Source organism: Novosphingobium sp. YAF33, from assembly GCF_052113265.1.
Taxonomy (GTDB): Bacteria; Pseudomonadota; Alphaproteobacteria; order Sphingomonadales; family Sphingomonadaceae; genus Novosphingobium.
The window spans coordinates 111,082-132,210 of the sequence record NZ_JBFRCW010000001.1 but is presented as its reverse complement, the minus strand read 5'-3'; the positions used below and the strand labels follow the sequence as shown (position 1 = coordinate 132,210).

Genomic DNA, 21,129 nt, shown 5'->3' with positions numbered 1-21,129 from the left:
CCTGGTTTCGATCTGGCCTACGCGCCGCCGTTTCAGCCTGGCGGTGCATAAACGGTGAAGCGAACCCGTGCGCGCTCGGCGAAGCCCAGCCTGCCGTAGAGCGCCAGGGCCGTCTCGTTATCGGCATAGCTGTGGAGCAGGGGCCGCTGTCCCGAAGCCCGAATCGCGCCGGCCACGCGGCGTGAGAGCAGGGCGGCGTAGCCCTTGCCCCGACCGTCGGGATGGGTGCAGACGCCGCTGACTTCCACATGCTCTGCCGTGCGTACGCGCTGACCGGCCATGGCCAGCAGGCGGCCGTTCTCGCGAATGCCCCAGAAGCGACCGAGGTCGCCCGTGCGCTCGGCAAAGGGGCCGGGTTCGGTCAGCAGCGCGAGTTCCAGCATGTCCGGGTAGTCGCTCTGGCCGAGCGGAACGGTGCGCGGATCGTTCTCGGCGCGGGCGATCTCCTCTACGGCGGCGGCGTTGCTTTCGTCGAACAGCAGTTGCACGCCCTCTGCGCTGCGAAGGATCTCGGTGCCCGGAACCGGGAGGTCCTCGGCCATGCCGACAAGGCCGAGTGCGGCGAGGCCGGTGGTGCGGACCAGTTCGCCAAAGGCTTCGAGGCTTTCCGGCGAAAGATCGCGAAGTGCGGCAAGCGGGCCGATTGAGGGATGGAAGCGCTTTGCCCGGTCGTTGCCGATGGAGAAACCGGCCTGTTCACCGGACAGTGCCGCCCAGATGAGATTGTCGAGTTCGCTGTCTGCCATGATGTCGCAGCCTATGGGAGCAAGATCGGCCATCAGCAAGGCCAGGCGTCAGCAGGATCAGGCGCCAGCAAGATCGGGCGGCGAATTGCCGAAACCGGCGCTTTCCTTTTCGAACGATATGGTTTAGGGGCGCGCCCTTCGGTTCGGCCTCGTGCCGCCCGATTCCCTGCGGGAGGATGCTCCGGCACCCGTAAAACCGCTAAACATGAGCATCTGCCCGGCAGGTGCGAAAGTGTGAAGGAGTGGCCACATGGCCAAGAAGATCGAAGGTTACATCAAGCTGCAGGTCAAGGCCGGCAGCGCCACGCCGTCCCCGCCGATCGGCCCTGCGCTGGGTCAGCGCGGCGTGAACATCATGGAATTCTGCAAGGCGTTCAATGCTGCCACGCAGGAGCTCGAAAAGGGCATGCCGATCCCCACCATCATCACGGTGTATGCGGATCGCAGCTTCACGTTCGTCACCAAGACCCCCCCGGCGACCTTCCTCATCAAGAAGGCCGTGAACCTGAAGTCGGGTTCCAAGGAGCCGGGTAAGATCAGCGCCGGTACCGTCAAGCGCTCGCAGCTTGCCGAAATCGCCCAGGTCAAGATGGCCGACCTCAATGCCAACGACATTGATGCCGCCACCAAGATCATCGAAGGTTCGGCCCGCGCGATGGGCCTCGAAGTGGTGGAGGGCTGATTCCATGGCCAAGGTGACCAAGAAGCAGAAGTCGCTGACCGAAAAGCTCGGCGACAACCTCAAGCACTACCCCGTCGCTGACGCGCTGCAGACCCTGCGCGACCTGAAGACCACCAAGTTCGACGAAACCGTCGAAGTCGCGATGAACCTGGGCGTTGACCCGCGTCACGCCGACCAGATGGTTCGCGGCATGGTTTCGCTTCCGGCCGGTACCGGCAAGACCGTTCGCGTCGCCGTGTTCGCCAAGGGCGACAAGGCTGCGGAAGCTCTCGCCGCCGGCGCCGACAAGGTCGGCGCGGAAGACCTCATGGACGACATGCAGGCCGGCAACCTCGACTACGACCGCGTCATTGCCACCCCGGACATGATGGGCGTCGTCGGCCGTCTCGGTAAGCTGCTGGGTCCGAAGGGCCTGATGCCGAACCCGAAGCTCGGCACGGTTACCCCGAACGTCACGCAGGCCGTGAAGGACGCCAAGGGCGGCCAGATCGAGTTCCGCGTCGAAAAGCAGGGCATCATCCACGCCGGCATCGGCAAGATGTCGTTCTCGGACGCCGACCTGCTGACCAACTTCAGCGCGTTCGTCGATGCGATCGTCAAGGCCAAGCCCTCGGGCTCCAAGGGCAAGTACGTTCGCAAGATCTCGCTTTCGTCGTCGATGGGCCCCGGCCTGAAGATCGACACGACCGAGATCGCCGGCGCCTGATAGGCACCTGATCCTTCGGGATCATGCGAAACGGATAGAAGGGCCGGAGGGAAACCTCCGGCCCTTTTTCGTTGTGGCGATCCCGCAGCCTCGCGCCCCCGCTTGCGCGGAGAGGCGGGCCGGTGTATTTCGTGCTGAACAACTGTTCAAAACGATAAGCTGGAGAGCGCGCCGCCATGGCCATCCGATTCGAGGACATCAAGGAACACATCGGTTCGCGTGTCGTGTGGGACGACCGGGAAGACATCTTCACGCCCGAAGCGGCCGCCGCGATCCGTGCGAAAGTGGAAGAGCGCACCGTCGTCGTCTTTCCCGAGATCAACCTGACCGATGCCGAGCAGCTTGCCATCACCGATGCGATGGGCGGGACCGTCAAGCTGACGGCGCGAAACAACGTCCAGCAGAACGACGACAACGTCTACCAGGTCACACTGGACGAGAAGATCAATCCGCAGCCCGAATACGTGCTGGGGACGTTCTTCTGGCACATGGACGGGATCACGGTGGATATGCCTCCGCCATTCGCCACGCTGCTGTCGTGCCGGATTGCCCCGGCCATCGGCGGAGAGACGGAGTTCGCCAGCACTTACGCCGCTTACGAAGGGCTGCCGGAGGAAGAGAAGCAAGCGTTGGAAGGGCTGCGGGCCGTACACTCGGTGCGCGCCAGCCTCTCCCCGATCGCCGACGCCATTCCCGAGAAGCACCGCGAGCGCGTTCTGGGGATTGGCCTGATCAAGGAACATCCGCTGGTCTGGACTCACGAGTCCGGCCGCAAGTCGATGGTGATCGGTACCACGGCCGACCATATCGTGGGCATGGAAGTGCCGGCGGGCCGCGCCATGCTGATCCGTCTGCAGGAATGGGCGGCGCAGCCGGCGTTCTCACTGCGCCACAAGTGGACCAAGGGCGACTTCGTCATCTGGGACAATACCGGCGCGATGCACCGGGCGATCCCTTATGACAAGTCGACCGGGCGCATGATGCACCGAACCTCGATCGCCGGGACGGAGGCGGTCGCGGCCTGATCCGGGAAGATGTCGGGCGTCGCTCTGGACATGGTTCGGGGCGACGTCAGGGTTGGAGATTGGCCGCGGTGTAACACTCCACCAGATAGGCCAGAGGCCGTTCGTCCGGCAGAACCAGCATGGCCTGATGGGTGGAGATCGTGCCTGCCGGGCAATTCGCGGCGGCGCCGGCAATCGTCGAGAGCGGCAGGCGCCGGAAATGCAGGTCGGCCACGGCCTTGCCGAAAGGCATGTCGCTGGAGCGTAGCACCTCGTTCATGTCCGCAGTCAGGCGCTCGGGCACGTACCAGTTCCATGCCACCGACAGGACCCGGGAACCGCAGCTCAGCCGGACGTTGCGAAGAGCGGCCGTCTCGCCGGGCTGCAGCGCCAGCTTCTTTTCGATGTCGGCGGGTGGGGGGATGTCGCTGCCGGTCACGAGTTGTGCCGTCACCCGCGCAGAGGCGGAAAAGCCGCGCAGGGTGCACCATTCCTCCAGCGCCAGCGTGGCGCTGTCATGGCGGCCCAGGACGGCTTCGAAGGCTTCGAGCGTCGTTGGGGCCTGGACGGCGACTGGCGCGGAGGACGCCATCAGGGCAAGCGCGGCGGCCGTCTCGAATGCCATGGCTCAAATGCCACCGGGCACCGCGGGCCGTCCCATCGCTTCCAGGCCCTGCACCAGAGCGCGCGTGCAGGCGGCAAGATCCTGGGCGTTGACGGAGCGGATCACGAAATTGGCGCCGGTGCGGCCCTCGGCCCAGAACGGGTAGGAGCCGATCTGGCAGCCATCGTGGGTTCGTTCGGTTTCGCGCAGGAGTTCGGCAACTTCGCTCTCCCCCACCCAGCAGCCGACCGTCTCTGAAAGCAGCGGAGCCCCGCCTTCAAGCTGGCCGGAAAGAGCGTCGAGCATGCCGGCGGTGATGCTGGGGACGCCGGCCATGATAAAGACGTTTCCGGCGCGGATGCCGGGGGCGCCGGTGTAGCGATTCGGAATGAGGCTGGCGCCGTCCGGCGTGCGCGCCATGCGCAGGCGGGCATCCGTCAGCCCCCCGCGCGTGGCATAGTAGCTTTCCAGGATCGCACGGGCTTCCGGATGGACGATCACCGGCACGCCCAGCGCTTCGGCGATGGCGTCGACGGTGATGTCATCATGGGTCGGGCCGATGCCGCCGGTGGTGAAGAGATAATCGTTGCGTGCGCGCAGCGTGTTCACGGCCTCGACGATGGCGGCCGTGTCGTCGGCGACCACGCGCACTTCCTTGAGGCGGATCCCCTGCACCTGCAGCCAGGCGGCGACTTGCGCGATGTTCTTGTCGTGCGTGCGACCGGAAAGGATCTCGTCACCGATGACGACGAGGGCGGCGGTATAGATTCGCAACGATTCGGCCATGCAGCATGGCTAGGACAAAGCGGCTCCGACTGCCAGCACATGGGGGCGCTGGACGGCGTTTCGCCTGGAATAGGCGCAAAAAAAAGGGCCGATCCGATGGACCAGCCCTACGAAAGTTTTTGGGAGAGGATGCCTGAAAGGCCCGATCCTTATGATCCGCGAAAGGTTTTGCTGCAAATGCGAAAAAATTGGGCGTAATTGCATAACGTGCATGTGATCGCTCGGGCGTTGAATTTCGGGCAGTCTTGAGGGGCAATGCGCTTGTTAGAAATGCATGCGCCTGTCGGTTCGTGCGCTACGGATGCCGCGCCGTGCCGCAACTCAGGCCATTGAGCGATGTAGGAGAGTCTCCGGACGCTGTGGCTGCGCCTGCAATGAAGCGGCGCGGCCAGTGCCTTAAAAACCGGAAACGGATGAAGGAGAGGTGCGCGGATCTGCGAGACCTGACCGGGAGCGTTGGGGCAAACGTCAATTCGCGCGGATGCAGCGCAAAAAAAAAGGCCGGTCCGAAGACCAGCCCTTGGAAAGTTTTTGGGAGAGGATGCCTGAAAGGCCTGTTCCATATGCTCCCGACACTGATTCGCTGCAAATGCGAAAAGATTGAGCAACGTTGCAAGACGTGCAACTGCTGCTCACTCCCGCTCAGACTTCGGTAATGGCGCCGTAGAGGTCGTGCTCGTCGGCGTCCTCGATAAGAACGTCAACGATATCACCGACTTCCAGGTTCTTTCCGGCATTGCGGAGGAAGACATTGCCGTCGATTTCGGGGGCGTCGGCCTGAGAGCGGCCGGTTGCACCGATGTCGCCGTCCTCGTCCACTTCGCCGACTTCATCGATGATGACCGGAAGGATACGGCCAACTTTGCCCTGAAGCTTGGCAGCGCTGATCGCGGCGGTCTTCTCCATGATGCGGGCGTAGCGTTCTTCCTTGACCTCTTCGGGCACGGCGTTCGGCAGGTCGTTGGCGCTTGCGCCTTCGACGGGTTCGAAACGGAACGCACCCACGCGGTCGAGCTGGGCCTCGTCCAGCCAGTCCAGCAGGTACTGGAAGTCCGCCTCGGTCTCACCGGGGAAGCCGACCACGAAGCTGGAGCGAATCGCGATATCCGGGCAGATCTCGCGCCACTTGCGCAGACGGTCGAGCACCTTGGCCTCGTTGGCAGGTCGCTTCATCGACTTGAGCACCGAAGGCGCAGCGTGCTGGAAGGGAATGTCGAGGTAAGGCGTCAACAGTCCTTCCGCCATGAGCGGAATCACCGCGTCGACATGGGGATAGGGATAGACGTAGTGCAGGCGGACCCAAGGCTTGCGGCCCTGCGAATCGCTGAGTTGACCGAGTTCGCGGGCAAGGTCCGTCATGTGCGTGCGGACCTCGTGGTCCTTCCACATGCGCGTCTCGTGCCGCACGTCAACGCCATAGGCCGAAGTGTCCTGGCTGATGACCAGCAGTTCGCGCGTTCCGGCCTGGACCAGCTTTTCCGCCTCGCGCAGCACCGCGTCGATACGGCGGCTCGCCAGCTTCCCGCGCAGCGAGGGAATGATGCAGAACGAGCAAGCGTGGTTGCAGCCTTCCGAGATCTTCAGATAGCTGTAGTGCCGCGGCGTGAGCTTGACGCCGGCTTCGTCGTAGATCTGGGGAATCAGATCGACGTAAGGCGAAAGTTCGGGCGGCGCGGCTTCGTGCACGGCCTCGACCACGGCTTCGTACTGATGCGCGCCGGTGACGGCCAGCACGTCCGGGAAGCGAGCGCGGATCACGTCGGCCTCATTGCCCATGCAGCCGGTGACGATCACGCGGCCGTTTTCGGCAATGGCCTCGCCGATCGCGGAGAGGCTCTCTTCCTTCGCGGAATCGAGGAATCCGCAAGTGTTGACGAGCACGACGTCGGCCCCGGCATAGTCCGGGCTCATCGTATAGCCGTCGGCGCGCAGGCGGGTGAGGATGCGTTCGGAGTCGACAAGCGCCTTGGGGCAGCCGAGGCTGACCATGCCGACCTTGGGCGGAGAGGGGATTTCAATAGCCATAGGGATGGCGCGCCCGATACGCCTATTGCGCCCGAGAGTCACGAAAAACGAATCGTACCGGCCGAGTGGCAGGCGAATCCCTTCCTTCGACGCGCACTTGTCTTGCGCCTTCGGCACGGGCCTGCAAGAGAGAAGCTATTGGAAAACAGGGGATGTCGATGGGTCCGGTTAACTGGTTGGCGGTCTTCCTGGCTGCGGCGCTTGCGGTGGCGGTGGGCCTTGTCTGGCACGGTCCGCTGTTCCGAACCGGGCGGCAGCTGATTCCCGGTCGCGCGCAGCGCGGGGCCAATTATGCCGTGGTCGTCTTCGTCATGCTGGTGTCTTCGGCCATGCTCGGCCACAATTTCGCGCGGATCGGGGCGGAAACGCTGGCGGCGAAGCCCTGGCTCTATTTCATGCAGACGGGCGGTGTCTCGGTGGCCTTCGTGATGCCCGCCGTATGGCTGACCCACCTTCGCCAGCGCACCGAGCCGATGCGCCGCGTGGTGGACTGCCTGTTCTGGCTGGTGGCCTATCTGGCGATGGGCCTGGTGTTCTGGGTGCTAGGCTGAACCCGCTTCGTCGGTAGCCTTGGTGGGGGCGATTTCCACCACGATGTCGCCGGGCTGCAGGATCCTGGCGTCGTCTTCCCAGAAGCCGATGGTGTGCTCTCCCCGGTAGATGCGAAGCCCCTTGCCGCCCGTGGCGAGCTGGTCGAGCGGCCGGCCGATCTCCTCGGGCGCCACCGGCCGTTCCACTAGCTGCACCCGGCCCGCCACGGAGGCGAGGTCGGAGAAATAGTCCGCGACGTGCTGGCCCTCGGCCGAGCCTGCCAGGAGCAGGCCGGTGAAGCGCACCGGGTTGATGACGTTGTTGGCGCCGGCCTGCCGCGCGAGGAGTTCGTTGTCGTCGGCCCGAATGACCACCGTGATGGGCACCGTGGGCGCGAGGTGGCGGGTGGTGAGCACGATCAGCACCGAAGTATCGTCGCGCCCGGCGGAGACCAGCACCGTCCGCGCCGTCGTTACGCGGACCGCGTTCTGGATATCGTCACGCGTGGCGTCGCCCTGGAGCACGTTGCAGCCCAGTTTCTCCGCGTGAGCCAGACGGGCCTCCACCGGGTCGACCACGACGATGCAGGCCGGTTCCATCCCGCGCTCGACCAGTTCCTTGACCGCTTCCGAGCCACTGACGCCGAAGCCGAGCACGACGATGTGGTCCTCCAGCCTTTCCTGGATTCGCTTCATGCGCCAACTCTCCCAGCTGCGTTTGATGATGAAATTGTAGGCCGTGCCGACGAAGATGGTGATGACGGCGAGCCGGATCGGCGTGACCAGGATCGCCTCGATCAGCCGCGCCCGGTCGCTGACGGGGGCGATGTCGCCGAAGCCCGTGGTCGTGATCGAGATCATCGTGAAATAGACGACGTCGAGGAAGCTGACCTGCCCGTCGTGGACATCGTGGAGGCCGGCCCGGTCGCTCCAGTGGACCATGATGACCACGAAGATCAGGAAGAACGCACCGCCCAGGCGCAAGGCCACGTCGGCCCAGACCGGGACAGCCAGCGACCGACGCAATGGTTTGAACGAAGGCGGCCTGAATACGGCGCGAGCAGAGTGTCGCTTCGACATGCCCGCCAAGCTTAGGGGGCCTTGGGCAACTCGTCCAGCGGATCGACGGGCTTGCCGTTCTGCCGCACCTCGAAATGAAGCTCGTTGCCCTTGGCAAGGCCCGTGCTGCCGACCAGCCCGACGCGCTCCCCGGCCGCCACCCTGGTGCCTTCCTTGACGGTCACTCGGCTGAGGAAGGCGTAGGCGGTGAACCAGCCGTCCCCGTGGTCGAGCACGACGAGATTGCCGAACTGCTCCTTTTCCATGCCCGCAAAACGCACGGTGCCGGCCGCGGCGGCCCGGACCATCGTCGCTTCCGGGGCCTTGATGTCGATGCCGTCGTGATGGTTGGCGCCGGTCGCGAAGCTGCGGCGGATCGGGCCGCTGACAGGCCAGGCGAATCGCGCACCACGGGTGGTCGGCGTGCTCTGCGGAGCGGGGATGGCCAGCAGCGGTGCGGCGGTGGGTGCAGACGTGGGCGCAGCGACAGGCACGGAAGCGCCGCTTGCGGACGGCGGATCGAGCAAAGTGGGGATCAGCAGCGTCTGGCCCGGCTTGACCGGCGCGACCGGATCGAAACCGTTGGCAAGGGCGATCTGCTCCCAGGGCACCGCGTACTTGTATGAGATCGAAAAGCCGGTGTCGCCTGCCTTGACCGTATGCCGGCGCGTGCGGGGGATCTGCAGTTTCTGGCCGGAGCGCACCGCATAGGGCGGCTGCAGACCATTGGCTTCCGCGATCAGGACGCGGGGAACTTTCGCTGCGGCAGCGATGCCGCCCAGCGTCTCGCCGGGCTGGACGACATGGACGGATTCCTGCTCCGGCGGACCTGCTGCGGCGATGGCGGCTTTCGCCGTCGAACTGGCTGCGGCTGCTGCCTTGGCCGTCGCGCTGGCGCCGGAGGCGCGCGCAGGCGCCGCGGCATTGTCCGGTTTCGGTGCCGCCGTCTTCACCGGCGCAGGCCGGGAGCGCGGAATGGCAAGCTTCTGGCCCAGCCGGACGACGTAGGGCGCTTTCAGGCCGTTCGCTTTCGCCAGAGCCTCGGAAGAGACGCCGGCGCGGTTGGCGATGCCGTTCAGCGTCTCGCCCGGTTCGACGACGTGCACGGTCTCGTCACGCGGTGCGGCGACGGCAGGCGCGATCGGCAGCGCAAGCGCCGCAAGCAGGAACAGGGACTTGGGAATCATGCTTCGAAGCGGCTCGCGATCTGCGCTATCGCGGCGTCATGCGTGAGGTCGATCTGGAGCGGGGTCACCGAGATATAGCCTTCGGAGATCGCTTCGAGATCGGTGTTGTGGCCGGGCGTGTGCTCGATGCCGTGAAGGCCGAACCAGAAGTACGGGAAACCACGCGGATCCATGCCTTCGACGACCGAGCCGCGCGCATAGTCGTGGAAGCCCTGGCGGACCACGCGAATGCCCTTCACGTCAGCTCCGGCCAGGGGGGGGAAGTTGACGTTGATGAGGGTGCGCGGCGCGAACGGCATGTCCAGCAGGGGGCGCAGCACTTTGGCGCCCCATTCCTCGGCCGCCGAGAAGCTGACATTGTTGCCGAGGCCTTCGCCCGCATAGACCTGGCTGAGCGCGATCGAGGGGATGCCTGCCATGGCCCCTTCCATCGCCGCGGAGACGGTGCCCGAATACGTCACGTCGTCACCGAGGTTGGCGCCGCGGTTGACGCCGGAAAGGATCAGGTCCGGCGGGCCGGGCAGGGCTTTCTTGAGGCCCAGGGTCACCGAATCGGTCGGCGTGCCCGTGACCGAGAAGCGCTTGGGCGCATGCTCGCGCATGCGCACCGGGCGGCCCAGCGTCAGCGAATGGCCCGCGCCCGACTGTTCCTCGCTCGGCGCGCAGATCCAGATATCGTCCGAAAGCTGTGCGGCGATCTTTTCCAGGACATAGAGGCCGGGGGCGTTGATGCCGTCGTCATTGGTGAGCAGGATACGCATGATTTTTCTGCTGCTTTCATTCGTCGCCCTGAAACGGGTTCAGGGCGACGAGGAGTTCAGGTGTGCTTCGAGTCGAGAGCGGCTTCGTGGCCGGCCGTCAGCTTGTCGATCCCGCCCATCCAGGGCTTGAGTGCTTCGGGAACGCGGACCGAGCCGTCTTCCTGCTGGTAGTTCTCCAGAACCGCCACCAGCGTACGGCCGACCGCGAGGCCCGAGCCGTTAAGCGTGTGCAGGAACTCCGTCTTCTTCGAACCTTCCGGCTTGAAGCGCGCGTTCATCCGGCGGGCCTGGTAGTCGCCGCAGTTCGAGATCGAGCTGATCTCGCGGTAGGCCGCCTGGCCGGGCAGCCAGACCTCGAGGTCGAAGGTCTTGCGCGCCGTCGCGCCCATGTCGCCGGTGCAGAGCAGCACTTTACGATAGGGCAGTTCCAGCGCCTGGAGGATCGATTCGGCGGCCGCGACCATGCGCTCGTGTTCGGCTTCCGACTGCTCGGCCGCGCAGATCGTGACGAGTTCCACTTTCTCGAACTGGTGCTGGCGGATGAAGCCGCGCGTATCGCGGCCCGCAGCGCCCGCTTCCGAGCGGAAGCAGGGGGTCAGGGCGGTCATGCGCAAGGGCAGGGCGGCCGTATCGACGATCTCGTCCTGGACCGCATTGGTCAGCGAGACTTCGGCGGTGGGGATGAGCCAGCGACCGTCGGTGGTCCGGAACAGGTCCTCGGAGAACTTCGGAAGCTGGCCGGTGCCGAACACGGCCTCGTCCTTGACCAGCAGCGGCACGATGCATTCCATATAGCCGTTGGTGGCGGTTTGGGTGTCCAGCATGAACTGCGCCAGCGCGCGGTGCAGGCGCGCCATCTGGCCCTTCAGGAACGTGAAGCGCGCGCCGGAAATCTTGGCGCCGGTCTCGAAATCGAGGCCGAGTGCCGGGCCGAGATCGGCATGTTCCTTGGGCTCGAAAGCGAACGTGCCCGGCGTGCCCCATTTCGAGACTTCGACGTTCTCGCTCTCGTCCGCGCCGTCCGGCACTTCGGCGACGGGGATGTTGGGCAAGGCGGCCAGGGCATCGTGTAGCTGGGCGGAGAGGTCCTTCTCCTCGGCTTCGAGCGCGGGGAGGGTGTCCTTGAGCTGGGCGACTTCGGCCTTCAACGCTTCGGCCGTGGCGCTGTCGCCCTGGCCCATGGCCTTGCCGATCGCCTTCGATGCCTCGTTGCGGCGGTTCTGCCCTTCCTGCATGCGCGTCGCCACCGAGCGGCGCTGCTCGTCGAGGGCGAGGATGTCGGCAGCCACGGGGAGAGCCCCACGGCGGGCGAGGCCGGCGTCGAATCCTTCGGGATTCTCGCGGATCAGGCGGATATCGTGCATGGCGCGCGCTATGCCGCCTCATGCGCGCAGGCGCAAGATTCCAGAGGCTCGTTTCGGCCTGCGAGAAATGGTGATCTTGGGGAAAATGTCCGCCTTGCAAACGCCATCCCGCGAAAGGGATGGTGGGCGCGGCAGGGATTGAACCTGCGACCCCACCCGTGTGAAGGGTGTGCTCTACCACTGAGCTACGCGCCCGCAGAAGGACTGTGTCCGTTGCGGAAGCGCGCCTCTAGATGAGTCGGATCGAATTGACAAGCGCCCATCTGGAATTAAATCGCGGGGCATGACTGAAGAGACCCAGAACGGCCCTGACGTGCCGCCCGATCACCTCGCCATCAATCCGAAGAGCCCGTTCTTCGATGAGGCAAAGCTTCAGCGCGGCGTCGGTATCCGCTTCAAGGGTACCGTGCGCACCAATGTGGAAGAATACAGCATTTCCGAAGGCTGGGTGCGCGTTCAGGCCGGCAAGACGCTGGATCGCAAGGGCAATCCCCTGACGGTCAAGCTCTCCGGTCCGGTGGAAGCCTGGTACGAAGACCTCGGCGAAGACGCGCCGGTCGCCAAGGCCTGAGGTCCGCTAGGGCCTTGGGTCCGCTAGGGCCTGAGGTCAGCAAGGCCCGATAGGGCCATACCCGGACGGTCGGCCTGTTTCGGCAGGCCGCCGGGCCGGGCGCCTCAGTAGAGGCCGGCGATGATTTCGCCGATGGGGTCGCTGCGGCGGCCCTTTTTCCTTTTCTTCGGTGCCTCGGGCGCGGCCGAGACGTCGTCCAGCCGTTGCAGGGCCGGATCCTGGCCCCCTGCGGCACCGGAATTGGGCCGGGCGTTGTAGATGAAGCCGGAAACCGGCCAGTGCGTGTTGCCGAGGTTGTGAATCGGCGCATACCACACGCGCACTTCGCTCCAGTCGTTCCTGGCCGAGACGTCAAGGACGGTGACGTTTTTCTCGATCCGGCCGCGGCTGCCCTCGATCGGGGACCAGTTGGCATGGCTCACCAGGATCGTGCGCGAATCGATGACCTTGCTGACCGTGGCGACATGGCCGAGCTGGGAATTGGCGTAAGGCTCCATCGCCATGACGGCGCCGATGCGCGGGGTATGGCCGATGGCATAGCGGCCCTGGGCCTGACTCCACCAGGTATGGGCATCGCCGAAGATCTGGATGCCGGAAAGCTGGCGTGCATAAGGCACGCACTCCAGGTAATCGGGCTTTGCCACCGCGCCCACGGTGTCATCTGCGCCCGCCAAGGCGTCGTCTATGGCGGAACGGGCACTGGCCGGCGCGATCGTCGCGGCGGCCAGACCCAGTATGATTGCGATCCGGTAACCCTGCATGTGTTCCAATTCTGCCCGGTACGGTTATGGGATTCCTTCAGGGCATGGTTAACGACGAATTAGGAATTTGTTCCCGGACGTCCGGCTTATTTTATTCAATACCGCGCCGCGAGAACGCAGGCGTTTCCATTCCGAAGGAATTCCCCTACGGGCCGGAATCCTTTATCGAGTTATCAACATGCTTCCTCAGGTGATCATCATCGGCCGACCCAACGTCGGCAAGTCCACGCTGTTCAATCGGCTCGTCGGCAAGAAGCTCGCGCTCGTCGACGATCAGCCGGGGGTCACGCGTGACCGTCGCTTCGGCGATGCCGAGTTGCTCGGCCTGAAATTCCAGATCGTCGACACGGCGGGTTGGGAAGACGAAGAAGACCAAACTCTGCCCGGCCGCATGCGCAAGCAGACCGAGGCTGCGCTGGAAACGGCCGACGTGGCGCTCTTCGTCGTCGACGCGCGCGCAGGGCTGACGCCTCTGGACGAGGAAATCGGCCAATGGCTGCGCGCTTCGCCGGTGCCTGTGGTCCTTCTGGCCAACAAGGCCGAGGGCCGCGCGGGCGAGGGCGGCGTGCTTGAAGCCTATTCGCTGGGCCTTGGCGATCCGATCACGTTCTCGGCCGAGCACGGCGTGGGCATGGCGGATCTGTTCGAGTCGCTGCTGCCGCATCTCGATCCGCTCCAGCCCGAAGAGTCGGAATTCGAAGAGGAAGTGGACGAGGAAGCGCTGCTGCGCCGGCCTCTCAAGCTTGCCATCGTCGGCCGGCCGAATGCCGGCAAGTCCACCCTGATCAATCGAATCCTGGGCGAGGATCGCCTGCTCACCGGGCCGGAAGCGGGCATCACGCGCGATTCGATCACGGTCGACTGGGAGTGGACCGATCCCAAGACGCAGGAAGTCCGCCAGGTCAGCCTGATTGACACGGCCGGCATGCGCAAGCGTGCCAACGTGACGGAAAAGCTGGAGCGCATGGCGGTGGCCGATGCGCGCCATGCCATCGATTTCGCCGAAGTGGTGGTGCTTCTGCTCGATGCCACGCGCGGGCTGGAACACCAGGATCTCACCATCGCCTCCAAGGTGCTGGAAGAAGGCCGCGCGCTGATCATCGCGATCAACAAGTGGGACGTGGCCGAAGGCGCCTCGGCCCTGTTCAACGGCATTCGCGGGGCGCTCGACGACGGCCTGGCGCAGGTTCGCGGCGTGCCGCTGCTGGCCGTTTCGGCACGGACCGGCAAGGGCCTGGACGAGCTGATCGCCGCCGGCTTCTCGATTCGCGAGGCCTGGAGCAAGCGCGTGCCGACCGCCGCGCTCAACCGCTGGTTCGACGATGCGCTCTCCGCCAACCCGCCCCCGGCGCCGGGCGGCAAGCGCATCAAGCTGCGCTACATCACCCAGGCCAAGACCCGCCCGCCGGGCTTCGTGCTGTTCGGTACGCGTCTGGACCTGCTGCCGGAAAGCTATCGCCGCTACCTGATCAACGGCATTCGCCGGGAACTCGGGTTCGATGCGGTGCCGATCCGTCTCAATCTGCGCATGCCGAAGAACCCCTTCGCCAAGTAACGAAAAGGCCGCTGGAGACTGCTCCAGCGGCCTTTTTCATGCCCGTCGTTCGCGTGTCAGGACGGGTGCGCGGCCACCTCGGCGTCGGAAACCGGCGCCTCCGCCCGCTCTTCCTGCTGTTCGATGGCATCGGGCTCCAGCATGCCGTCGCTGTTCTTGATCTCGCGCATGAGCGTCCAGACGGCGATGAACAGCGCGGCGATCACCGGGCCGACGATGAAGCCGTTGAGGCCGAAGATCTGCAGGCCGGCCAGAGTGGCGATCAGCACCACGAAGTCGGGCATGCGCGTGTCGCGGCCGACCAGGATCGGACGCAGGATATTGTCGATCATTCCGATGACGAACAGGCCGCAGAAGGCCAGCACCGCACCTTGCCACATGTGGCCGGTTGCCAGCAGATAGCCCGCCATGGGAACCCAGACGAGGCCGGTGCCGACGGCGGGCAGTAACGAGAAGAAGCCCATCATCACGCCCCAGAGCAGCGAGCCGTCGATCCCCAGCAGAGAGAAGATCACGCCGCCGACCAGGCCCTGCGCCACGGCGACCACGACCGTGCCCTTCATCGTCGCGCGCACCACGATCACGAAATTGCTCACCAGCCGGTCGCGCAAGTGCGGGCGCAAGGGCATGGCGTCCCGGATCAACCGTCCATAGCGGTCGCCGTCGCGCAGCAGGAAGAACGTGAGGTAGAGCATCACGCCCAAGGCCGCGAGGAAGCTCAGCGCACCCTGTCCCACCGAGAGGAGCCGGGCGGCAAGGCCCTGGAGGCCGTTGGCGATCCCGGCGCCGAACTGGCGGCGCAAGTTCTCGAAATCGGTGAGGCCGTAGCGGTCGATCAGGCGCTCGAGCGATTCGGGCAGGGCGGCGCGGACTTGCTCCAGCATGTGCGGGATGTCGATCTGGCCGCCGCGGACCTTTTCGTAGATCGTCGTGACTTCCTGGACGAGGCTGACCCCGAGCAGGATGGTGGGAATGATGAAGAGCGCGAGCAGCAGCAGCAGCATGAGGCCCGCCGCCAGGCTCTTGCGGCCGCCGAACCGGGTGGCCAGCTTCGCCGTGAGCGGCTGAAACAGGATCGCGGCCACTACGCCCCAGAGCACGGCGCCGAAGTAAGGCAGCAGCAGCCAGACGAAGGCCGCGGTAACGAGGATGACGAGAACGCCGAAGCCGTAGTCCTCGATGGTATAGGGGGGGCGTTCCGGTTGCTCCATGCCTGCCTCTTAGCATGATTCCCGCCGCGGCAAGGTCGCCGGCCGAGGTGACTGGATTTTTCACGAAGTCTGGGCAAGACAGGGTGCATCCTCCCATTCGAGAAGGAGCATTCCATCTTGCCGCATACCCTTTCGCGCGCCTTTGCCCTGCGCGCCGCCGTTCTCGCGCTCTCCTGCGCCGTCGTTCCGCTCTCCTCGGCCTTCGCCGCGGACGAAGCCGGGGCCGGACAGGCCGCCAAGACCTCCATCAAGGGTCCGGAGCGCGGCTTCACGCCTGACGACCTGTTCAAGCTTTCAGGCGTCACCGACCCGCAGATCTCGCCCGACGGCAGCCGGATCGCCTACGTTCGGGCCGCGGCCGATGTGATGACCGACAAGGTCGTGCCCTCGATCTGGCTGGTCGATGCGGCAAGCGGCGTGCAGCGGCCGCTCGTGACCGGGGTGGGTGCCCATTTCTCGCCGCGCTGGTCGCCGGACGGCAAGCGCCTGGCCTTCGTTTCCAGCGACGGGACGGGCGCGCCGCAGCTCTACGTGCTCTGGCTGGATGGCGACGCCAAAGTGAAAGTGACGGGGCTGCCTGACAGCCCCGGCGCGCTGGCCTGGTCGCCGGACGGGCGCCAGATCGCCTATACCATGCGGGTTCCGGGAGAGGCGCCCAAGATGGGCGCGCAGCCCTCGCAGCGCCCCGAAGGCGCGCAATGGGCCGAGCCGCTGCAGGTGATCGACCGCGTGACATACCGTGCGGACGGCGGCGGCTATGCCCAGCCCGGCTACGACCACCTGTTTCTCGTATCGGCCGACGGCGGCGCGCCGCGCCAGCTGACTTTCGGAGACTTCGACGACGGCGGCCCGCTGTCGTGGACGCCGGACGGCAAGCGCGTGGTCTTCAGCGCCAACCGCCACGAGAACTGGCAGCGCGACATCAACAATTCCGAAGTCTACGCGCTCGACATCGCGAGCGGCGCGGTGACGGCGCTCACCAGCCGCAACGGTCCCGATGCCGGCGCGATGGTCTCGCCAGACGGCAAACATATCGCCTACCTCGGCTATGACGACGTCAACCGGTCCTACGAGAATTCCGACCTCTACCTGATGAACAGCGACGGTTCGGGATCGCGGCTGCTGACCAAGGGGTTCGACCATTCGATCGACGCGGTGAACTGGTCCGGCAATTCCGCGATCATGATCCAGTATGACGATCATGCAAGGACGTATGTGGCCCGCGTCGGGCTGGACGGTCCGATGAAGACCGTGGTCGAGGGGCTCAGCCCCGGAGACCATTTCGACCGGCCCTATACGGGCGGTGCGTTCAGCGTCTCCGCCAATGGCCGCGTGGCCTATACCTCCGGCACAACCCAGCGCCCGGCCGACCTTTGGGTCAGCAATGGCGGGACCGGCCGCAAGCTGACCGACCTCAACGGCACCTGGATGGACGCCAAGGCCCTGGCGCCCGTGCGCAAGCTGGCGGTGACCGCGCCGGACGGCCGCGCGATCGACGCCTGGCTGGTGACACCGCCGGGCCTGTCGGCGGGGCAGAAGGCGCCGCTGATCCTGGAAATCCATGGCGGCCCCAACACCGCTTATGCGCCGGGCTTCTCCACCGACTACCAGCTCTACGCCGCGCACGGCTACGCGGTGCTCTATACGAATCCGCGCGGCAGCACGTCCTACGGCGAGGCCTTCGCCAACCTGATCGACCGGGCCTATCCCGGAACCGATTATGACGACCTCATGGCCTCGGTCGACGCGGCGATTGCCGACGGGGTGGCCGATCCGAATAACCTCTTCGTCACCGGCGGATCGGGCGGCGGCGTGCTGACGGCCTGGATCGTCGGCAAGACGGATCGGTTCAAGGCGGCGGTGACGCAGAAGCCGGTCATCAACTGGATCAGCGAGGCACTGACGATGGACGCCACGCCGTTCACCTCGCGCTACTGGTTCGACAAGAAGCCCTGGGAAGACCCCATGGAGTACTGGCGCCGCTCGCCGCTGAGCCTGGTGGGTAACGTCAAGACGCCGACGATGGTGGTGGTGGGCTCGGAAGATTTCCGGACCCCGGTGAGCGAGGCGGAGCAGTATTACGCCGCCTTGCAGATCCGCGGGGTGCCGACCGCGCTCGTCAAGGTGCCGGGCGCCAGCCATGGCGGCATTGCCGCGCGGCCTTCGCAATCGGCCGCCAAGGCTTCGGCGATCCTGGCCTGGTTCGACAAGTATCGGACCGACGGGCAGTCGGCCGCGCCGGAAGCCGGCGCGCCTAAGGGCGAGTAGCGGAAAGTTCGGCGGCGAGCTGGGCGACCAGCTCCGCTGCCGGCATCGAGCGGGATAGCGGCGCGCCCTGTCCCGCCCATTGCGCGCCGAACAGGGGCTCTCCCTGGGCCTTGGCGGCAGCGTTGAGCGCTTTACCGGTGTGATAGGTGCGCGGATAGGCAGGGACGGGCGGCAGGTCCGCGCGCTCCCCGAGTTCCGTGAAGCGGTTGGCAAGGCACCGGGCCGGGCGGCCGGAGATCGCCCGCGTCATCACCGTATGCCGGGCCGCGTCGGAAGCAAGCAGGGCGCGATAACCGGCATCGGCGTTGCTCTCCGGACAGCCGACGAAGGCCGTGCCGAGCTGCGCGGCCACCGCGCCGAGATCGAGCGCGGCACGTATGCCCGCTCCGTCCATGATGCCGCCAGCCGCGACCACGGGCAGCTTGCCCCAAGCGGCCAGCAGGCGGACCAGTGCGAAAGTGCCGAGCCGATCGTCGGGCGCGGCGGGGTCGAACATGCCGCGATGGCCACCGGCCTCCCAGCCTTGCGCCACGAGCACGTCGATGCCCGCGCTGCGCGACAGTTCGGCTTCCGCCAGGCTGGTGGCGCTGCCGACGAGCAGGCAGCCAGCCTGCTTGAGCGCCTGGATCGTTGCGGCGTCCGGCAGGCCGAAATGGAAGCTGACCACGGCGGGCTTCGCTTCCAGCACGACTTCGAGCATCGCGGCATTACCGGCGAAGCTCTCGTAGATGGTCTCCAGTCCCGCGGGCGGCGCTGCGCCAAAGGCGGCAAAGCTGGGCGCGAGCGCCTCCAGCCATGCCGCTTCCACCGCCGGTTCGGCGGCGGGCGTTTCGTGAACGAAGAGATTGAGATTGAAAGGCCGCTGCGTGCGGCTGCGCAAGTCCGCGATCTGGCGGCGGGCCTCGTCGGGGCCGATGGCGCCTAGGGCGAGCGAGCCGAGTGCCCCGGCGTTGCAGACGTCGGCGGCGAGAGCGGGCGTGGAAGTGCCCGCCATCGGCGCCTGTATCAGGGGAAGGGAGAGACCGAGGCGCGCGAGAAAATCCATGTCTGCTCGCGCGCCGTCCGGGCTTACTCTTCTTCGCCCGCCGGCTTGCTCTGCAGCTGGCAGTAGTTCTGGATGCCCATGCGGGCGATCATGTCGAACTGCTTTTCGAGGAAGTCGACGTGCTCTTCCTCGCTTTCGAGGATGCGGGCGAAGATTTCGCGGCTGACGAAGTCACGCACGGTCTCGCAGTGGGCGATGGCGTCCTTGAGCAGCGGAATCGCGTCGTATTCCAAGGCGAGGTCGGCCTTGAGCACTTCCTCGACGCTTTCGCCGATGCGCAGCTTGCCCAGCGCCTGGAAGTTCGGGAGACCTTCGAGATAGAGGATACGATCGGCCAGCACGTCGGCGTGCTTCATTTCGTCGATCGATTCGTGGCGTTCGTATTCCGCGAGCTTCTTGATGCCCCAGTTGTCCAGCATGCGGTAATGCAGCCAGTACTGGTTGATCGCGGTCAGCTCGTTGAAGAGCGCCTTGTTGAGAAAATCGATGACCTGCTGGTCGCCCTTCATGGGAGATGCTCCTGAATCTGTTCGGGCGGGTTTATGGCCCTTTCAGACCTGTAAGGCAAGCAGGCACGCGAAAACACCCGGCCGAGGCCAGGTGTAACCCGCCTTGTTGCAGGGTCAGGCTGCCGCGCTCAGGGGCGCGTCGGCGCTTGCCGTTTCCTCGGCGATAATGTCTTCGGCTTCGTCCAGGCACTGTCCGCACTGCGGCGCATGTCCGAGAGCACCGTAAAGCGCGGTGGCATCGCCGCGGCAGCAGCGGGCTACGGTGCGCAGGTCGGTCTCACGAATGGCATTGCAGATGCAAACGTACATGGTGCGAATCCTCTTGAGGACCATCATATGCAACTGCAAATGGATCGCAATAGCGTTCTTCAACTTCCTATCAAGCCATTGCCTTACGGCGATTTTTAAGGCGTTTTTGCTCTACCAGGGATCGCCAGAGCAGTTCCAGAGGCCCTCTGCGATAGCGACTCAGCCAGGGTTCGCTCCACGCCAGCATCATCATCCAGCCGATCAGAACCAGCGCCCACTGGTCCGCTGGGCCGAGCTTTCCGAACAGGCCCAGGCCCCATCCGTAGAACAGCGCACACATGAGCAGGCTGGTGCCGATGTAATTGGTGAAGGCCACTTGCCCGGCCGCGATGATCCGCAGGCCCACGCGGGTTTCGAGCAGGCGCGGCGTCGCCCATACGATCGCCGCGGCGTAACCAAGGGCCGTCAGCAGGTGGGCGGGCCAGAGTCCCTCGCCCAGCAGCATGGCCATCGCGATCGGCGGAAAATGGCGCGGCCAGGCCCAGGCGAGCACCAGCACGGTAAGCGCCAGGCCCGCCGCCGTCGCGCCGATCCGAAGCCGCCGCATCCACGCCTCCGGCCAATCGCCGCTGAAGAAACCGCTGCGCATCAAAACGACGCCGACCAGCATCAGCGGCAGGACTTCGCTCCAGGCGTGGGCCGTCATGGTGAAAAGCCAGAACGGGTCGCCGCGCAGCTTGCCGAGTGCGATGTCCAGGAAACCGCCGTGGTAAAGCTGCGCCTGGGCGAAGTCGTTGGCATTGTAGAGGTCCAGGCGCGCCAGCACCTCGCGGTGCTGGCCGGCCGTAGCCGTGCCGATTCGCAAGGCTTCTTCCGCGCGCACCAGCGGAAGCATGGACCATAAGTCGATCACGGTGGCCGTGACGATCACGCCCGCCGCCAGGCCCAGCAACAAAGGGCAGGGCAAGCGGCGCACGAACAGCACGGCTATGCCGCAGCAGCCGTAGACGAACAGGATGTCTCCCCACCACAGCAGCCAGTAATGCAATGTGCCGAACACCATGAGCCAGGCCAGACGGCGGACCTGCAGCACGTCACCCTCGCGCCCGGCTGCGTCCATGCGCTCACACTGGAGGGCGATGCCCGCGCCGAACAGCATGGCGAAGAGCGCGCGCATCTTGCCCTCGAAAAACAGGAAGCCGACGGCCCATGCGGCTTCGTCGGCCATGCTGGCGTGGCCGGGAAAATCGGGCGTCAGCGCGCCGAGGCTGGGTCCGGCGAAACCGGATATGTTGATGGTGAGGATCCCCATGACGGCAATGCCGCGCACCAGGTCGAGCGAGGCCAATCGTCCGCCTGTCCCGGACGGCGGCCGTGGCATCGACGCGCGTGCACCTGCCCGGGCACTCCGGCCCGCGATGGCTTTCAGCATTCCTGGTCTCCCTGAGAGGAAGACTAGGCGATCAGCCGTGGCGCGTCCACGACGACCTGCAGGGCAGGGGTATG

General features: G+C 65.6%; 21 protein-coding genes and 1 tRNA gene. 7 read left to right on the top strand and 15 right to left on the bottom strand.

All coding sequences use genetic code 11. The annotated features are described in order from the left end of the window. Nucleotides 1–32: 32 nt before the first annotated feature. Nucleotides 33–779, bottom strand: coding sequence for a GNAT family N-acetyltransferase (locus AB4Z00_RS00585; protein WP_442044389.1), 747 nt, complete (start codon nt 777–779; stop codon nt 33–35). A gap of 217 nt (nt 780–996) precedes the next feature. Between AB4Z00_RS00585 and rplK the strand changes: the two genes are divergently transcribed. The 3 genes from rplK to AB4Z00_RS00570 all read left to right on the top strand — a co-directional run bounded on the left by rplK (nt 997) and on the right by AB4Z00_RS00570 (nt 3,159). Next, complete coding sequence (gene rplK / locus AB4Z00_RS00580; protein ID WP_021232774.1) at nt 997–1,428, top strand: 50S ribosomal protein L11; 432 nt, start codon at nt 997–999, stop codon at nt 1,426–1,428. A 4-nt stretch (nt 1,429–1,432) separates the two neighbouring features. After that, entirely contained in the window at nt 1,433–2,134 is a 702-nt protein-coding gene (gene rplA / locus AB4Z00_RS00575) for a 50S ribosomal protein L1 (RefSeq protein WP_132261994.1), read from the top strand. A gap of 176 nt (nt 2,135–2,310) precedes the next feature. Continuing rightward, a complete protein-coding gene (locus AB4Z00_RS00570) occupies nt 2,311–3,159 on the top strand; it encodes a TauD/TfdA dioxygenase family protein (RefSeq protein ID WP_132261996.1) in 849 nt (282 codons plus the stop codon). Between the two features lie 46 nt (nt 3,160–3,205). Here AB4Z00_RS00570 and AB4Z00_RS00565 read toward each other — a convergent pair whose 3' ends face one another. From AB4Z00_RS00565 to rimO, 3 genes are all read right to left on the bottom strand, one after another. Beyond that, entirely contained in the window at nt 3,206–3,763 is a 558-nt protein-coding gene (locus AB4Z00_RS00565; RefSeq protein ID WP_442044384.1) for a hypothetical protein, read from the bottom strand. Between the two features lie 3 nt (nt 3,764–3,766). After that, entirely contained in the window at nt 3,767–4,528 is a 762-nt protein-coding gene (locus AB4Z00_RS00560) for a competence/damage-inducible protein A (RefSeq protein ID WP_132262000.1), read from the bottom strand. Between the two features lie 642 nt (nt 4,529–5,170). After that, complete coding sequence (gene rimO / locus AB4Z00_RS00555) at nt 5,171–6,553, bottom strand: 30S ribosomal protein S12 methylthiotransferase RimO (protein ID WP_132262002.1); 1,383 nt, start codon at nt 6,551–6,553, stop codon at nt 5,171–5,173. Nucleotides 6,554–6,711: 158 nt separating this feature from the next. Here rimO and AB4Z00_RS00550 point away from each other — a divergent pair, with 158 nt between their 5' ends. Continuing rightward, on the top strand, nt 6,712–7,104 hold the full coding sequence (locus AB4Z00_RS00550) for a DUF1761 domain-containing protein (protein ID WP_132262004.1): 393 nt from the start codon (nt 6,712–6,714) through the stop codon (nt 7,102–7,104). Here AB4Z00_RS00550 and AB4Z00_RS00545 read toward each other — a convergent pair. The 5 genes from AB4Z00_RS00545 to AB4Z00_RS00525 form a co-directional block, all read right to left on the bottom strand. Next, on the bottom strand, nt 7,096–8,163 hold the full coding sequence (locus tag AB4Z00_RS00545) for a potassium channel family protein (protein ID WP_134095021.1): 1,068 nt from the start codon (nt 8,161–8,163) through the stop codon (nt 7,096–7,098). The genes AB4Z00_RS00550 and AB4Z00_RS00545 overlap by 9 nt on opposite strands. Nucleotides 8,164–8,174: 11 nt before the next feature. Continuing rightward, nucleotides 8,175–9,329 (bottom strand): LysM peptidoglycan-binding domain-containing protein, encoded by a 1,155-nt coding sequence (locus AB4Z00_RS00540; RefSeq protein ID WP_442044380.1) that lies wholly within the window; start codon nt 9,327–9,329, stop codon nt 8,175–8,177. Beyond that, a complete protein-coding gene (gene surE / locus AB4Z00_RS00535) occupies nt 9,326–10,090 on the bottom strand; it encodes a 5'/3'-nucleotidase SurE (RefSeq protein ID WP_132262009.1) in 765 nt (254 codons plus the stop codon). The genes AB4Z00_RS00540 and surE overlap by 4 nt, the downstream gene beginning before the upstream one ends. 56 nt (nt 10,091–10,146) lie before the next feature. Then, nucleotides 10,147–11,454, bottom strand: a complete 1,308-nt coding sequence (gene serS, locus AB4Z00_RS00530; protein WP_442044378.1) for a serine--tRNA ligase — start codon at nt 11,452–11,454, stop codon at nt 10,147–10,149. A gap of 120 nt (nt 11,455–11,574) precedes the next feature. Next, a tRNA-Val gene (locus AB4Z00_RS00525) sits at nt 11,575–11,649 on the bottom strand. 88 nt (nt 11,650–11,737) lie between these two features. On the opposite strand from AB4Z00_RS00525, the gene AB4Z00_RS00520 reads away from it, so the two are divergent. After that, the gene (locus AB4Z00_RS00520; protein ID WP_134095018.1) at nt 11,738–12,025 is read left to right on the top strand and encodes a DUF3297 family protein; all 288 of its coding nucleotides are present in this window, start codon (nt 11,738–11,740) and stop codon (nt 12,023–12,025) included. Nucleotides 12,026–12,129: 104 nt separating this feature from the next. Here AB4Z00_RS00520 and AB4Z00_RS00515 read toward each other — a convergent pair whose 3' ends face one another. Then, nucleotides 12,130–12,786 (bottom strand): CHAP domain-containing protein, encoded by a 657-nt coding sequence (locus tag AB4Z00_RS00515; protein ID WP_442044375.1) that lies wholly within the window; start codon nt 12,784–12,786, stop codon nt 12,130–12,132. 178 nt (nt 12,787–12,964) lie between these two features. Here AB4Z00_RS00515 and der point away from each other — a divergent pair, with 178 nt between their 5' ends. Beyond that, nucleotides 12,965–14,341, top strand: a complete 1,377-nt coding sequence (gene der, locus AB4Z00_RS00510; protein ID WP_442044373.1) for a ribosome biogenesis GTPase Der — start codon at nt 12,965–12,967, stop codon at nt 14,339–14,341. Nucleotides 14,342–14,397: 56 nt separating this feature from the next. On the opposite strand, the gene AB4Z00_RS00505 is transcribed toward der, so the two are convergent. Next, nucleotides 14,398–15,552: an AI-2E family transporter gene (locus AB4Z00_RS00505; protein ID WP_132262018.1), complete on the bottom strand. Its 1,155-nt coding sequence runs from the start codon at nt 15,550–15,552 to the stop codon at nt 14,398–14,400. A gap of 117 nt (nt 15,553–15,669) precedes the next feature. Between AB4Z00_RS00505 and AB4Z00_RS00500 the strand changes: the two genes are divergently transcribed. Beyond that, nucleotides 15,670–17,820, top strand: a complete 2,151-nt coding sequence (locus AB4Z00_RS00500) for a prolyl oligopeptidase family serine peptidase (RefSeq protein ID WP_442044371.1) — start codon at nt 15,670–15,672, stop codon at nt 17,818–17,820. On the opposite strand, the gene AB4Z00_RS00495 is transcribed toward AB4Z00_RS00500, so the two are convergent. The 4 genes from AB4Z00_RS00495 to AB4Z00_RS00480 all read right to left on the bottom strand — a co-directional run bounded on the left by AB4Z00_RS00495 (nt 17,807) and on the right by AB4Z00_RS00480 (nt 20,971). Next, nucleotides 17,807–18,865 (bottom strand): NAD(P)H-dependent flavin oxidoreductase, encoded by a 1,059-nt coding sequence (locus AB4Z00_RS00495; RefSeq protein WP_442044369.1) that lies wholly within the window; start codon nt 18,863–18,865, stop codon nt 17,807–17,809. The two genes, AB4Z00_RS00500 and AB4Z00_RS00495, sit on opposite strands and share 14 nt — an antisense overlap. A gap of 23 nt (nt 18,866–18,888) precedes the next feature. After that, nucleotides 18,889–19,374, bottom strand: a complete 486-nt coding sequence (bfr, locus tag AB4Z00_RS00490) for a bacterioferritin (RefSeq protein WP_132262021.1) — start codon at nt 19,372–19,374, stop codon at nt 18,889–18,891. A 114-nt stretch (nt 19,375–19,488) separates the two neighbouring features. Then, nucleotides 19,489–19,746: a (2Fe-2S)-binding protein gene (locus tag AB4Z00_RS00485; RefSeq protein WP_442044366.1), complete on the bottom strand. Its 258-nt coding sequence runs from the start codon at nt 19,744–19,746 to the stop codon at nt 19,489–19,491. Between the two features lie 7 nt (nt 19,747–19,753). Then, entirely contained in the window at nt 19,754–20,971 is a 1,218-nt protein-coding gene (locus AB4Z00_RS00480) for a DUF418 domain-containing protein (protein ID WP_442044364.1), read from the bottom strand. Between the last annotated feature and the right edge of the window lie 158 nt (nt 20,972–21,129).